At 36.9% G+C, this 15184-nt stretch carries 16 protein-coding genes; 6 read left to right on the plus strand and 10 right to left on the minus strand.

Going from position 1 to position 15184, the window contains the following annotated elements:
- Positions 1-61: 61 nt before the first annotated feature.
- From Q5O24_10485 to Q5O24_10495, 3 genes are all read right to left on the minus strand, one after another.
- The gene (locus Q5O24_10485) at positions 62-685 is read right to left on the minus strand and encodes a corrinoid protein (GenBank protein WKY46784.1); all 624 of its coding nucleotides are present in this window, start codon (positions 683-685) and stop codon (positions 62-64) included.
- A gap of 71 nt (positions 686-756) precedes the next feature.
- On the minus strand, positions 757-1554 hold the full coding sequence (locus tag Q5O24_10490) for a methyltetrahydrofolate cobalamin methyltransferase (GenBank protein WKY46785.1): 798 nt from the start codon (positions 1552-1554) through the stop codon (positions 757-759).
- Positions 1555-1593: 39 nt separating this feature from the next.
- Positions 1594-2574: a uroporphyrinogen decarboxylase family protein gene (locus Q5O24_10495; GenBank protein WKY46786.1), complete on the minus strand. Its 981-nt coding sequence runs from the start codon at positions 2572-2574 to the stop codon at positions 1594-1596.
- Positions 2575-2871: 297 nt separating this feature from the next.
- On the opposite strand from Q5O24_10495, the gene Q5O24_10500 reads away from it, so the two are divergent.
- Positions 2872-3543: a TetR family transcriptional regulator gene (locus tag Q5O24_10500; protein WKY46787.1), complete on the plus strand. Its 672-nt coding sequence runs from the start codon at positions 2872-2874 to the stop codon at positions 3541-3543.
- A gap of 6 nt (positions 3544-3549) precedes the next feature.
- Here the strand turns inward: Q5O24_10500 and Q5O24_10505 are convergent, their stop codons facing one another.
- The gene (locus Q5O24_10505) at positions 3550-4560 is read right to left on the minus strand and encodes a uroporphyrinogen decarboxylase family protein (GenBank protein WKY46788.1); all 1011 of its coding nucleotides are present in this window, start codon (positions 4558-4560) and stop codon (positions 3550-3552) included.
- A gap of 219 nt (positions 4561-4779) precedes the next feature.
- Between Q5O24_10505 and Q5O24_10510 the strand changes: the two genes are divergently transcribed.
- Positions 4780-6276: a helix-turn-helix domain-containing protein gene (locus tag Q5O24_10510; protein WKY46789.1), complete on the plus strand. Its 1497-nt coding sequence runs from the start codon at positions 4780-4782 to the stop codon at positions 6274-6276.
- 167 nt (positions 6277-6443) lie between these two features.
- Here Q5O24_10510 and Q5O24_10515 read toward each other — a convergent pair whose 3' ends face one another.
- The 4 genes from Q5O24_10515 to Q5O24_10530 all read right to left on the minus strand — a co-directional run bounded on the left by Q5O24_10515 (position 6444) and on the right by Q5O24_10530 (position 10435).
- Positions 6444-7868, minus strand: coding sequence for an MATE family efflux transporter (locus Q5O24_10515; GenBank protein WKY46790.1), 1425 nt, complete (start codon positions 7866-7868; stop codon positions 6444-6446).
- The gene (locus Q5O24_10520) at positions 7855-8319 is read right to left on the minus strand and encodes a MarR family transcriptional regulator (protein ID WKY46791.1); all 465 of its coding nucleotides are present in this window, start codon (positions 8317-8319) and stop codon (positions 7855-7857) included. Before Q5O24_10520 ends, Q5O24_10515 begins: the two co-directional genes overlap by 14 nt.
- 278 nt (positions 8320-8597) lie before the next feature.
- The gene (locus Q5O24_10525) at positions 8598-9857 is read right to left on the minus strand and encodes a Glu/Leu/Phe/Val dehydrogenase (protein WKY46792.1); all 1260 of its coding nucleotides are present in this window, start codon (positions 9855-9857) and stop codon (positions 8598-8600) included.
- Positions 9858-10192: 335 nt separating this feature from the next.
- Positions 10193-10435: a TIGR04076 family protein gene (locus Q5O24_10530; GenBank protein WKY46793.1), complete on the minus strand. Its 243-nt coding sequence runs from the start codon at positions 10433-10435 to the stop codon at positions 10193-10195.
- A gap of 320 nt (positions 10436-10755) precedes the next feature.
- Between Q5O24_10530 and Q5O24_10535 the strand changes: the two genes are divergently transcribed.
- A complete protein-coding gene (locus Q5O24_10535) occupies positions 10756-11799 on the plus strand; it encodes an amidohydrolase family protein (protein WKY46794.1) in 1044 nt (347 codons plus the stop codon).
- Positions 11800-11837: 38 nt separating this feature from the next.
- Here Q5O24_10535 and Q5O24_10540 read toward each other — a convergent pair whose 3' ends face one another.
- Positions 11838-12473: a TetR/AcrR family transcriptional regulator gene (locus Q5O24_10540; GenBank protein ID WKY46795.1), complete on the minus strand. Its 636-nt coding sequence runs from the start codon at positions 12471-12473 to the stop codon at positions 11838-11840.
- 201 nt (positions 12474-12674) lie between these two features.
- On the opposite strand from Q5O24_10540, the gene Q5O24_10545 reads away from it, so the two are divergent.
- From Q5O24_10545 to Q5O24_10555, 3 genes are read left to right on the plus strand one after another with little or no spacing between them, the layout of a single operon-like run.
- Complete coding sequence (locus Q5O24_10545) at positions 12675-13838, plus strand: uroporphyrinogen decarboxylase family protein (protein ID WKY46796.1); 1164 nt, start codon at positions 12675-12677, stop codon at positions 13836-13838.
- A gap of 12 nt (positions 13839-13850) precedes the next feature.
- On the plus strand, positions 13851-13973 hold the full coding sequence (locus Q5O24_10550; protein ID WKY46797.1) for a hypothetical protein: 123 nt from the start codon (positions 13851-13853) through the stop codon (positions 13971-13973).
- 26 nt (positions 13974-13999) lie between these two features.
- Entirely contained in the window at positions 14000-14563 is a 564-nt protein-coding gene (locus Q5O24_10555) for a hypothetical protein (GenBank protein ID WKY46798.1), read from the plus strand.
- A gap of 67 nt (positions 14564-14630) precedes the next feature.
- On the opposite strand, the gene Q5O24_10560 is transcribed toward Q5O24_10555, so the two are convergent.
- Entirely contained in the window at positions 14631-15062 is a 432-nt protein-coding gene (locus Q5O24_10560; protein WKY46799.1) for a MarR family transcriptional regulator, read from the minus strand.
- Positions 15063-15184: the final 122 nt, after the last annotated feature.

Here is a 15184-nt window from a genome sequence, read left to right on the forward strand (position 1 = left end):
CAACCGGTTCTCGAAGCGCACTTCGAGACCGTTGGGTATAAATTAAAGATAATAGAAATTATTACATTACCATTTCTTTGGCTTTAACTGCAGCCGAACCGGCATCCTGAGCATATCCGTCTGCCCCAATTTCCTCAGCGTATTCAGAGGTTACAGGTGCTCCACCCACGATAACCTTCATATCAGGGTAAGCTGCTTTAATAGTTTGTACCGCCTCTTTGAGTGCTGGCATAGTAGTTGTTAAAAGCCCTGAACAGGCAACCAGAACAACATTGCTGTTTTCTTTTACTGCTTCAACAAATTTGTCAGCTGGCACGTCAACACCCAGATCCACCATATCGAATCCTGAGCTTTCAAGCATCATGATAACCAGATTTTTTCCAATATCATGTAGGTCTCCAGCAACGGTTCCCATAATACAGGTTCCTAATGAAGTCGAGTTTTCACCAGCCATAATCGGTTTTAAGACATCCACACCTTTAGACATTGCCTTAGCAGCAATCAGCATTTCAGGTACGAAGATTTCTCCAGCTGAGAATTTCTCACCAACAACACCCATTGATGCAATCATTGCATCCAAAATTGTCTGTGCTGAATCACCTGCATCCAAAGCAGCCTGTACAGCTTCACCAATTTTTTTCGATTTTCCAGTTTCTACTAAAGTTTTTACATCTTGAATAGACATTTTTTTCTCCTTTTCATATATTATCAAAAACGTTCTTGATCCTGTGCAAGATCAAAAGCGTGTTCAACCAATTATTTTACAAAGATTCCTTCTCGGAAAGCTCCAATATATTCCATACAGTACTCATCTTCGCCCATCATGGCTTCAGTTGCAAACAGCATCCCCATCATATCTTTGTTTAGTGGATCGAGGATAAAGCTATCCATTCCGGCATTCATAGCTAAAACCGCAAAGGCCTGATTGGCAATTCGTCGGGCCGGCAGGTTGAAAGAGATATTCGAAACCGCACCAGTAACATGAATAGTTGGATAAGCTTTTTTGATTTCTCGGATCACTTCTGTTACCATATTAATTCCGTCTTCAGAGGTACAAAGCATTTCAATCAATGGATCGATGTGCATACGGGAAGGATCAATGCCGTATTCTTTACATTTAGCCATAATGTCGTGGAATACATCCAGACGGTCTTTGGCTGTTTTAGGAATTCCCTTGTCACTGTTTAAAAGAGCAACACATTCCCACTTTGTATCAGCCAGTGCTTTAAATGCCGCGTCGATTTTATCCCCTTCCATGGAAACGGAATTAAATAAGCCAGGCTTATTACATAGTTTCATGGATTCAATGCAAGTGAAAACATTAGGGCTGTCTACAGCAATAGGGGTATCTACTGCATCCTGAACGATGTCAATCAACCATTTCATGGTTTCCATTTCGATATCATCATCTACTGATGCACAAACATCAATGTAATCAGCGCCTGCTTCAGCCTGCTTGATAGCAAGGTTTCTGATGAACTCAGCGTCTTTTGCTGCGATTGCTTTAGCTGTTGAAGGAATTGCGCCGTTAATTTTTTCTCCAATAATTATCAAAGTCTTTTCTCCTATATTAAGTTTAATTCGAAAAACGAATTAAAACATTTTTTCACTCATTTTATCAATCGCTTCATCGATTGCTTCATATACACCTTCAAAAGAGCTTTTATTTACTCCCTGGCTGGAACATGGAATAAAGGACAGTTTACCGAATTCTTCACAGACCTTTTCAACTGCCTTATCGATTTCTTCCTGAGACCAGTCTGGATGATCGATTTCACCACTGTGAAGCCCACCCATAAAGGTAATCTTTCCGCCAAATTCTTTAATAAGCGCAGGAATATCGTTGGTTCGCATTGGTCCCTGCCAAATATCCATACCCATTTCAATCATATATGGAACCAGTGTAGCAGCATAAGAATCACTATGATGAACAATCAGTTCTACACCATTTTCTTTATAGAAACCATAAATTTTCTTGTAGGCCGGTAAGAAGAATTCTTCAAACATAGCTGGTGACAGGAAGGTAGAAATCTGGCTGCCCCAGTCATCATGATGGAAAACAGCATTTGGTTTTAAATGAGTCACCAGTTCCTTTGCATAAGCCAGTTCATATTCAGTCAGGTAATCAATCAATTCATGCATTGCTTCCGGCTCTTCATAAAAGCTCATTAAAGCATTTTCCATGCCCATCAGATAATGGGTGTGTTCAAACAGACCTGGTACGATGAAGGCGGTTACATACTGATTGTCGCTGTCAACAGCGTTTGCATCAGCAATTGCCTGCTCCCATGCCGATTCAGGGAATACAACATTCGGAGCCTTGACATAGTCTCGCCACTCAGTAATTTCTTTTAGTACTATATGCTCATCATCATGAACTGGAAAAGATCCCAACTGTCCTTCCGGCCATCTGATTGTTACTCCCCATTCATTGACAATCTCCCCACCAATTGGCGGTTTCATTCGAATAAAAGGAACAGTCATAATAAATTTCAAAAACTCATACTGTTTTACAAATCGATCCGGATTTCCACCAGTCATAACTTCATGTAAATTCTCTTTAATTGTTAACACTTTTTTCCTCCCAAGAAATTAAATTTGATTAATCCTTATCATAATAAACATAATTGCCCATTATAATTCACATCTCAACGCTCTTTTAAGCTTTTGGCCTTATGAGTCGCATGATGTTTTTGACATAATATATTTGCGAACGCGTTCTCATTCTTAAAATAACATGATTTTCAGATTTTGTCAACGATTTAGTAACATGTTCTTTTTTTATTTTTTTGAAATGATTTAATGATTATGCTATACTTTATTCAGGTTATTTGTATAATCACTGGAATAATGCAAAAATTTAGGAGAAATATGGCAACTTATAAGAAAAGTATTGAAACACAAGATAAAATTATTCAGACCGCATCATCTCTTTTTTACGAAAAAGGCTATAATGCTACAACTGTTCGAGATATAGCAAGCGCAGCAGATCTTTCACTCAGTCGCTTAAACTATCATTTCAATAGCAAAGCTGCTCTTGCCGGGGAGATCTGTAAAGAGTTTTTAAAAAATTTTAACGAAGAATTATTCAGCCGCTTACCCATCAAAGATGAAAAAATAATCCGCGATACGGTCCATATCCGGACTTGGATCCGCATTTTTCTGTCTCACAATCAAACCATGGATTTTTATTATGAGCTGGCCTGTGCCAATATTTTAAGCGAAGCTCTTATCGAATCCGATTATCGCCATTTCACAGAACAGGCTGCTTTTTTAAAACTCGATTTAGATACGACGACATTGCGGATGTATGCTCATATCTTCACTGCTTCAATTATTGAGCTAATCAAGGCAAAAAAAGAAAAGGATATTACAGCAACCAATGAAGAAATCATTGATATGTGTAACATCCTCCATCTCAAGCTTCTCGGAATAGATCCGATCAAACAGGAGAAAATTATTTCAGAAGCAAAAACTTATGCCTCGCATGTACAGTATGCATTGACAGACTTATCTTCTATCCGGATTGCCTATCATGAGTAGTCAAAATTATTTTTCAAGTTCTGGAACATATTCTTTCCCAGCTTTTTTCGCCTCCATAAAGAGCTTTCCATGCTTAAGTATAAATTCCAGACAAATTTCCTCATTTTTAGGATTTAGGCTATAGGCTGGGGTCGCGTCAATAATAAGACCTCTGCCATCACTGGCCAAAATATTCATCCACTCTACTACCATAGCCTCTATTTCCTGACGCGTTGAATCACTATTACCTAACACGCCCTGAGTATCCAACCCTGGCATAAATACTATCTGATCTCCAAATTCTTTTTTAATAGCCACCAGGTCATTGCAGGCCATAACAGAATCCCAACCATCAAATCCGCAAGAGAGCCAGTCAGGAATTAACTTTTCAATTTTCCCGCAACTATGGTGAACCACATATTTGTAGCCCATCTTTCTGGCTTCTTCAACAATTCGCTTATATTGCGGGAACAAATATTCTTTATAGAAATCGGTGGCCAAAAACTGTGACTGCTGGGTGGCCATATCATCATGGTAAACCAGGATATCGGGCTGACAGATATCATACACTTTTTGATATAAGCGTATCTTATGATCGGTTAGGGCTTTTAACATCTCGCCAAACTCTTCCGGCTCTTCCATACAGGCAACTAAAGCATTTTCAAAACCCATTAAAATATGTGAACGTTCAAAGATTCCGTTTAGCGAAACATACTGCAGCATTTTTTTATCGCGGTCAGTAAAAGTCTTGGCTTCATCGATCATTTCTGCGAAATCAATTTTATCCAAATCAGGAATCTGCAGTTTTTCTTTCCAGTCCTCAATATCTTCAAATTTAATATCGCTGGTATCAGGATGGGTTAAACCCAATGCAGTGGGGCAGCTGATCCAGTGACAACCGAATGCATCATGACCTGTTGTTCTAATAGGTCGTTCTACAATGTAATCTCGAATACCATAGGCATCATGCCCTAAGTGAGGAATCCAATCTGGCTCTTTATGGGCAAATATTAGTTCCATATTTTCACGTTCAGTCATTTTAATTCTCCTTGTTTTATGTTTTACTATAATTTATTGACAGAATTGAGTTAAACAACCTATAATTAGTTTATAATCTCTTTTCTGTAATCGTTCTTATTGATATTATCATGTTTTTTACTAATTAATTCATCGGACAAAATGACTGTTTTTAATTTATTTTTATGTGCAAATTGCACAATAGAAAGGCGCTCTATGGAAATTTCTTTACAGCTTATTATGGAAAAACTAAATCTCAAGGAGCATGAAATAAGCCTATCATCTCCATATCAGTCGACTTTTTCTGATGTACGCCTGTTAGATATCAATCAGAATTGCCTTGAATCAAATTATCTTTATATCGGCGAAAATATTGATGACTGCAGCTTCATCATTGAACCAGGCAGCGGCTTATGTCTTATAAACACTTCTATTCAATTCGATTGTGATACACTTTATATTACTGCAAACATTACCCTTATAGATTTATTTAATAAAATTTTATATCTAATCGCCGAATTGCGATCACAATTTGCTGATTTAACCAAGGCAATTCTACAAAAAAAAGAACTTCAACAAATCGTTGAAATTCTATCTGTTATCTGTGGCAATCCTGTTTACCTGGTTGATTCATCTTTTAAAGTATTGGGAATTTACGGACCGGAAATTATGTCAGAAATGAGCGCCACCTGGCGCCACTTGTTAAAAGACGGTTATATTCCCTATAATGTAGTAATGAATTTGATTGAAAGCAATGAACTACAGACAATGGAATCAGGATATTGCGCCGATCTAATTGTTTCGAAATATTTTTATACCCCCTTTATTAATTACAATATCCGATATAAGGGAAAACTGCAGGGCCATTTCTTTGTAGTTGGAATGTTCAAAACAATTACACCAGGTGATATTGAACTGACTAATATGGCTGCTCCTTATATTCTTAATGCTCTCCGTTTAGATTCAAGCTTTCAGGAAACCAGGGGGCGATACTATGAACACTTTATTATTGATATGATCAACGGTAAATCAATGGATCTACAACATATAAAAAATCAGTTAAACGCACTGCACCTGGATTTAGACGGTTTTTATACCGTTGTTGTTATTAAACCCAACACCCCTGACGAACTTTTTAATGAGCAAATCGCACGTCACATGGAGAGTTTTAATAGCAGTAAGCCTGTTCAATACAATAATACTATTATAACATTGTTCCCTTCACACTCCCAATCACATACAATACTCCTGGAATCATTACAGCTTTTTTCTGAAAATCTTGATGGATTTATTGGTGTAAGTGACACAATTCAAGGATTTATTCATATCCACCTGCTTTATACTCAGGCTACCACTGCCATTCTGCTGGGCAATCAGATAGATCCAACTAAAAAAATATTATGTTATCCGGTTTATGCGGTGATTCACCCTTTTCTAACATTTAGCACAAAGCCTGAATTAGAGTCATTGTGTCATCCAGGTGTGCAGAAACTCAAGCACCACGATGAACTGCAACAAACAAACTTTGTTCAAACACTTGAAACTTTTCTGAGAAATGAACGACACAGTCAAATGACTGCCTCAGCTCTTCACATACACCGCAACACGCTTTCTTATCGACTTGAAAAGCTAAATGACCTTTATCCTTTTAACCTAGATGACCATAAAGAGCGGGAACGCATCCTGATGACACTTAATATTTATTATTTTCTGGAGAAAGCTGCGTTTAAGTCTTAAACCGTAAAACAGACCAGTACTTTTTAGAAAATTTAATTCTGCCACTCTAAACCAGAAAAGAGGCAGATGCCTGTAACATCTACCTCTTTATTTTTCTTAGTTCAGTTTATTAATAACAAATAGACAATCCAGTTTTATCTCACCATAACTTAACAGCTCCGATTTCATCAATCATATTGGAGTTGGGTTCTCTTTAGATGCCCAACCTCAATCCATTGATTAAGTTTCTTCATCTCTCTTACCATAAAACCTAGAACAATCAGTGTAGATAGAAATTCCGCTGTCGGACCTGCATAAAGAACCCCATTAAGCCCCCAGAATAATGGGAAAATCAGGATTAAAGGGACCAGTAAAACCAATTGCCGCAGCGATGAAAGAATCGCCGCCTTGACAGGCTGACCTGTCGCCTGGAAATATTGCGAAGAAACCATTTGGAAGCCAGCGGTTAATACACCGAAGGTGTATATCCTCAAGGCTTTTGTGAAGAAAGTAATAAACCCTTCGTCTCCACCGCCAAACAGTTGAATGATTTGCCCCGAAAAAATCTGACAAACAGACCAGAAAAACAGAACCAGAGCAGTCGCAGTGCCAATCGCCAGAAGGTATGTCTTTTTAATCCGCTCCGGTTTTTCAGCACCCAAATTATAGCCAAAAATAGGCTGAGCGCCTAAGCCCACACCAAAGGCCAGGCCACCCATGACCATGATAATTTTCATCACAATGCCCATGGCCGACAATGCTGCGTCACCACCAATTTCTGGGGTCATATTACCATAATAGACGAGGACATTATTCATTACTGTCTGCATGATTAAAGCTCCGATCTGGGTAACAGCAGCGGAGAAACCCAGTCCTAAAATAGCTTTCCAGATGACCAGATCGGGTTTTGTCAGAACTGAACGCAAATGCATGGATTTGCTGAATTTAAAAAAGTATACCAGCATAACTATCAGGGTAATTAGCTGCGAAGTAATCGTGGCAATGGCTGCTCCTTTGACACCCCATCCCAATACGAACATATAGAAGGGATCCAGCACACAGTTAAGCAGTGCTCCGATGATCACCCCGTACATGGACATCTTCGGCGAACCATCCGCTCTGGCCATATTCGATAAAGCAATCCCCATCACACTAAAGGGTGCTCCCAATAAAATAATGAATCCATACTCATATGCATAAGGATAAACCGCTTCTGTAACACCAAACAGGTGAAGTAAAGGCGATAAAAACACTATTCCTAATACCGACAGGCTGATTCCTGCCACTAAAGCCAACCAAAACTGACTAATCAGAGTTTTTTGAGCTTCTGCTTCATTTTTCTCTCCCAATTTAATCGCTGAGTAAGCCGCCGCTCCTGAACCAATCATTAATGCAAACGCCATAATCATAATCATTAGCGGAAATACCACTGTTGTTGCGGCATTTCCCAGATAACCAACACCCTGGCCGATAAAAATCTGATCGACAATATTATAAATGGAATTAATCAGCAGTTGTACGATAGCTGGCAACGAAAAAATATATAACAGCTTTCCAACTGGTAAAACTCCCAGTTTATTTTCTTTATTTTCTGCCTTATTAGTTTTTGTCATTGATTTTTCCTTCTTCACATAGATTTTTAACTGCCGATATGGAGTTATCAGCAATTTTTTTAAGTAGTTCATAAGCAATTTGGGTTTCTTCCTGATTCATTCCAGTCACCAGCTGTTCATTCCAGTTCTTTTGTTCAATTAGAATTGCTTCAATAACCGGCTTTGCCTTTTCGGTCGAATAGATTTCTCGAACCCGGCGATCTGATTCACTTATTTCAACCGAAATATATTCTTCTTCAGACAGTTTTTTAAGGGAGCGGGTAACAGTACTTTGATCAAGATAAGTTTTTTTTGCAAGTTCCAGAATTGTTATCCCCGGATTTTGACTAATAACTAATAAAACAAAGTACTGACCCCATCCAATTCCATACTGAGACAATTGACGTTCATAGTAAATTAAACCCTTTTGATTAATAATTGCTACAAGTTTTCCATAAGTAAGATTTTCCAAAACATCCTCCAATTTATATGCATATACATATATTAGCAGTCGATATATGTATATGCAAGTATTCACTTTACATATTTTCGAACAGCTGAAGTAGCTTTCTTTCATTGCATTCAATTACATCACCTTATAACGCTATTCTTATATATAAGATAAGTTTTCTTTCAAATACTTCATAAATAACGCTTTAAGTAACTTTTAATTTTTTCACCAAATAAGCCGCAACAATATTTGCTGCGGCTGGTTCTTCTATGTCAAACTCTAATTTCTAGCATCTTCTGTTACGGGAAAATCCCTTTAATCTCTTCGGCATAGATCAGTCGCTTAAGCGCCACAATATAAGCTGCCATTCGCAGAGTACACCCGCATTTTTTAGTTTCCTCCAACAGTTCAAAAAAAGCATCAGTCATAATTTTCTCAAGCATTTCTTTGACTTCATCCCGTCCCCAGGTCAGGGACTGAATATTCTGAACCCACTCAAAATAGGAAACAATGACTCCGCCGCTGTTGGCAAATATATCTGGGACAATTGTGATTCCCCGTTCTTCAAGAATCATATCCGCTTCAACGGTTGTCGGCCCATTAGCGCCTTCAACAATGTAAGAGCATTTTAGCTCTCCTGCATTATCTTCATTAATCTGATTTTCCAGAGCGGCCGGAATCAGCACGTCACAATTACAAGTAAGAACTTCGTCATGGGAAATATGAGAAACACCCTCCGCCTGATAGTCTTTTAACTGATTTCCCTTAGTCTCCAGAAAGCGGGAAATCTCATCGACATCCAATCCTCGTTTACAGTAAATACCTCCGGAAACATCGCTCAGAGCAACGATTGTAGCATTGCGGTGAAAGAGAATTCTCGCTGCATTTCCGCCAACATTACCCATTCCGGTAATGGCAAAAGTGACATCATCATACGTTTTATTATCTTGGGCTAAAATCAGTTTGGTACTGATGGCAACGCCACGACCAGTTGCCGAATTTCGACCTTTTGAGCCTCCCAGCTCCACAGGTTTACCGGTTACCACTCCGGGACAAGGCTTGCCTTTCAGCATACTGTAGGTGTCAAGAATCCAGGCCATAGTCTGGGCATTAGTATTTACATCCGGCGCCGGAATATCAGTATCGGCTCCAATTAAAGGTTCAATGGCAAAGGCATATCGTCTGGTTAAACGCCGGAGTTCCCGGTGGGATAATTCGTTGGGATCTACTCGGACACCACCCTTTGCGCCACCATAGGGAATATTGACCACCGCGCACTTTAAAGACATCCAGGTAGCCAGTGCTTTTACCTCATTCAAATCACAATCCTGGTGATATCGAATCCCTCCTTTGAAGGGACCACGAATGTTAGAATGCTGAACCCGATAGCCTTCAAAAACTTTTACTTCCCCACTATCCATTTCAACCGGCAGATAGACTTTTGTTTCACGTTGTGGGTTCTTAATGATCTCAAACATATACTTATCCATCTGTCCAATCTCCATAGCCTGTGACATTACATTGATAACATTTAAATAGGGATCATATACTTTACTCATACTCTTCTCCTGTGACATTAATCTTTTTTAACTAACGCCAATGATAATCCTGCACAATCGACTTGTCAATCATTAAGTTAACAACCTTGAAGCCAAACTATTTTAAGCATTTCAACTTGATTAAGTAAATATTTACTACTTTTCTCTTAATTATATTAAGTTGATTTTCCAACTCATAAAATATCCAATTATTCGTTTTTTCTGATAAGAATTCAAATTTATTTGCATTTTTCTTTTCTAAAATCATCAAAAATAAAATTATTTGGATATAAAAAAGCAACTTTTCATTATCAGTTGCTTTTTAAATACTTAGAATTTTCTAAATTCACATTATTTTATTTAGCTTTTTTAATTTCAAAATAAACCCGATCATCACAATCTGGACATTGCAGAAGCTGCTTATTGTCAACGCCTTTTCTTGCCGCATAAACATATGGGAACACTGCATTCATTGCCATCATACAAAAATTTCCGCTCTTTTCTTTGTCAATAATCGGTCCGTTAAACACAATTTCATCACCAACTCTGTAAAAAGGACATCCCGATGTCTGTACTACTAATTTTACTTTTTGTTCCATCCTGCACCTCTTTTTATAACGCTTGATCTATATTTCAGCGTTTGATTTTTTATTTCATTTGCTAGATGGAATTATAATCTTACCGTGAATCACTTGTCAATCTTTAAGTTTACAACGTTGTTACCTAATTATTTTTTGTACTTTCACTTTATTTCTTTACTTAATTCTAATAATTGTTTAATTTTTTTAAGCGCTATATTATATTTTAAAGATCTGAATTTTCTAAAATTATAGTTGCGTCAGCAACTTTAATTGTGTATAATATGGTTGTACAGAACAATATTGTTACGATACCATTTATTATTAAGGAGATATTATAAATGATTATTGACATTAATATGCACCACCTTCCAGAAGATTTATTTACAAACGAAAAAACTCTGGATGGTTTTATCAGTACGGCTCCCCGATCATTCGGAGAAATTGCAAGTGTTGGGACTTTAGAAAGTGGGAAAAAAACCCTGACATTAGAAAAACCTAAGGGATTCCAAAATTTAAATTATGTTGACGGCGATTATAATCTCGAAGCCAAACTTAAAGCAATGGACGATGCTGGCGTAGACAAGGCGATCCTGCGTGTTCCAGTTTGGCAGGAATGGTTACGTTTGGATACCTGTAAAGCTGTAAATGATAATGCCGCCGATTTATGTAAGCGATCAGGTGGACGATTATTTGCAAATGCCGTTCTTCCACCCTGGGGAGGAAAAGAAAATTTATATGAATTGGAACGCTGTCTAAAAGAATTAGGCATGGTTGGAGTACAATTAGCTTGCCATTATGGACAATTATATTTGGATGATGAAGCATTTAAACCCTACCTGAAAGTACTGAATGAAGCAAAGGTGCCAGTAGCGGTTCATCATACGCCACTCCCTGTAAGATATGAATCTATCTACGAGTATACCAACCTGCGACGGGAATTTGGTCGAGTTATTGATCAAGGAACAGCTGTCGGTCGTGAATTGTTCAGTCATATGTTCGAAGAATTTCCTGATCTTAAATTCATTCATACCATGTTTGGGGGCAACTGGTTTGCTAATTACAATCTAATGACTCCTCATAAGACTAATAAAGATGAGGCTATGGATCGCTTGGATTTAAGTGAAGGTGACAAAATCAAAAAATATTTAAAAAACAATATTTACTATGATATGACTCATCCCGCTTCCTGGGGAAAAGAACAGGTTGAATGCGCTATTAAGGTTTGTGGCGCTGATCATATCCTTTTCGGATCTTCTTTCCCTGTATTCTATGGTTGGATGTCCCAAGGTGTTGAATTTATGAAAACCCTTGATATAACTGAAGAAGAAAGAACTATGATAAACAGCGGCAATGCCATTAAACTGTTTAATCTTGATGTATAGGTATTAAAATACTTACAAATAAAAAATAGCGAATTTCGCTATTTTTTATTTGTAAAAATATTCAGTTCTTCATAATTAATTTTTCTTACAATGCTTTTTGATCTGGTAACAGCCTGTTTAAAGGTTTTCTCATCTATGTTCCAGATTCTTTTTTTGAGTTCAAGAACATAATTAACCACCTGATCAATATTTAAATTCAAATTCCTTTTCTTAACCAGATATGTCGTTCTGATTTGAGTATTGATAACCGCTTGAAGATCAAGATAAGCGTAAATTTCATGTTTATCTTTACATTCAGAACTTAAGTTCAGATCGATAAAAATTTCTTTAACGGCATTCGTGTAGATTGCGTCACTAAAAATATCCGGTATTTCAAAACACAACTCTGCAAACTTCTGGTCATAATACAAATAATAAATACCTACAATTGTATAGGCAATATAAAGCTCAGTTGGACTTAAATCTTCACCATGCTTAAGAACTGTAGTACGACTTTTTTCAACAAACTCCTGCATTATAATCAATGCAATCTCGTTCATAGAATTATAATGATAAAAAAGATTTGAATGAACTATACCGCATTCTTTAGCAATTGAACGAGCAGTCGTCGCATGGAAACCATCATTATAAAATTTCTTCTTCGCAACCTTTAAAATTAGGCTTTTTGTATCCATCAAGGTACTCTCTTTCCATAAACTTGTATTATTATAACATAAATACAGATATTTTCATCAAAATTCAATCTATTTAAATTTTTTCATTAAAATTATTTCAAATATTTTGCTTGACTAATTTGACCTAGGTCGATATAATCTAATAAACCATGGTCAAATTAGTAAATTTACTAAATTCAATGAAAGATAAAGGGATGTAATATGGAAGATCTAAATAATTTATTTGATCAACGAATAACCCGGATGTCAAATGCTGTTGAACATAAAGAAAATGATCGCGTTCCAATGCTAAATCTGATGGAAACCTGGGCATTGTCTTACAACAATGTAACAATTCCTCAAGTATTGGATAATCCAGAGCTTGAATACGAATCATATGCAAAGGTTTTTAGCGAATTTGAAACGGATGCTGCTTTAGGAATTGGTCTTAGCTCTCCGATAAAATTCAATAATGCTCTGGGCGGTTCTATTATGAACATCGAAACTGGGACTATGCAGGTGCATACCAGTCAGTCTGAACTTATGAAGGCCGAAGAATATGATGATTTTATAAAGGATCCAATGCAGTTTATCACAAATGTAATCCTTCCCAGAAAAATTGAAATCTTTAAAAGTGGAACTATCGAAGAAAAATTCGGAAAAATGGGCAATGCTATCGGTGAAATGGGAAACTACGGTAAACAGGCGGGAATGTTTAAACATCGCCTAAAAACAGAATATGGTTTTCCGGCTTTATATGGTACTGCATCTTTGATGCCAGGCGATTATTTTCTCGATTACCTGCGAGATTTCAAGGGCACAATGACCGATGTAAAGAGAAATCCAGATAAACTTGCTGAAGCCTGTATGGCAATGGTAGAACCTTGCATTAAAAGCACACTGGCAATGAGCCCGACACCATCGGATGAAAGTTATCTGTCGTTATTTTTGCATCTCCCGCAATTTTTAAGACCAAAAGAATTCGAAAAAATTTACTGGCCTTCATTTAAAGCCTACATAGAGTTTTTTGCTTCAAGAGGTTATAAATTTTTAATTATGTTTGAAAAAAATTGGATGCATCTTTACGAATATTTGCAAGAACTTCCAAAGAATTGTATTTTAGGTCTTTTTGAAGAAGATGATCTTGTTAAAGCAAAAAATGCAATTGGCGATACCATCTGCATCGGTGGTGGAATTAAAACGAATGATTTATATTTCAAAAGTCCTGAAGAATGTATTGATAATGTCAAAAGAGTAATTGACGAAGTAGCACCTGGAGGCGGTTTTGTATTGACGACAGATAAGTCGCTCTTATCACCTACAGACGCAAAACCTGAAAATTACAAAGCAGTCACTGACTACATCAAAAATAATTCCAACTATTAGGAGGAAACCAACATGAGTGAAATGGAAATCTTAATGAATATGGCTAAAAAACATATATTTTCGAAATTTTTACCTAACGATGAGGCTATTGATGCCTTCAGTGTTTTTATTATTTTGCGAATGATGCAATCATAATCATCAGGAGAGAGGAAACTTAATAAATGGATACAGAAAAAAAAGTTAAAATTTTAAACACCGTTTTACAGTCCATCGTATTCGGACTAGTCTTTACTTTATTAGGGCAATATGTCGGAATGCTTGAAAAAGCGCACTATCTCAGCAGCATCGGTGTTACCTATGCACCTTCATTTGCCGAATTATCGTTTAGTGCTATCAAGTTTTGGATTCCAGCTATTATCGGGGCAATCATCGGATTCATGATTGTTTATTTTCTACCCGTCATAAATTGGGGCATTAATTTGGCATTAAAGTTGAATGCAAAACATGGGACGCTTTTGTTCAAAACAATTCTTTGTTTCGTTGTTGCAGTCTTCATGGTTGTTATTTTATCAGTACTAATGAGCATTCTTACTACTGTTATCCTGGTCGATCCATCAGCTGGAGAATATCAGGCGACTATCGGACAAGCAATCATAGGTGGACTTAAATATTTGTATCTTTTCTTTCCGGTAGCATGGATTTTGGCAATTCTTATAGCTGACCCTGCTGAAAAAATGGCTCGTGGTATTTTGAAAGCTCCAATTCCAGATTATAGCCACCATTAAAATATCTTGGAAATCCTTTGAGTTTCTTTCACTTAAAGGATTTCCTATGAAACTTAGCAACATAAAATTATTGCTGGAAATGTTCTGTAATATTTAAATCTATTTTATCAAGTAGTGTAGCTAGACAATTTTCTTCATCCTGAGTTAATCCATTCAGAAGAATATTATTCCAGTTATCAAGAACTTCATTTAGCTCATTTTTAATTGCTTCAGCTTTTTGTGTGGTGTAAAGCTTGTATGCCCTCTTATCTTCTTCGCTGACAGTTTTGGTGACATAACCTTCAGCAACAAGTTTATTGATGGCTCGGGCGGTGTTTGCTTTATCTATTTTAACAAGATCAGTCAACTTTTCCTGATTGATGCCATTGTTATCATATAAAGTCATTAAAAAAGTGTATTGTCCACTTCCAAGATTATAATTTTTTAGGATCGGATTTAGAAAGACCTGACTGTATCGATGAATAATTGAAATGTTTTTACCAATTCGTTCTCTATGCATTTGTTCTATCCTTTCAGCTGAAGCACATTTAGATTATTTGTATCCGTTACACATTAAACATTAAAGGTAACTTAGGTTATTATACGCACAAATTCACTAATTAGTAAATAATATTTTTATTA

The organism is Eubacteriaceae bacterium ES3 (genome assembly GCA_030586155.1).
Taxonomy (GTDB): domain Bacteria; phylum Bacillota; class Clostridia; order Eubacteriales; family Eubacteriaceae; genus Acetobacterium.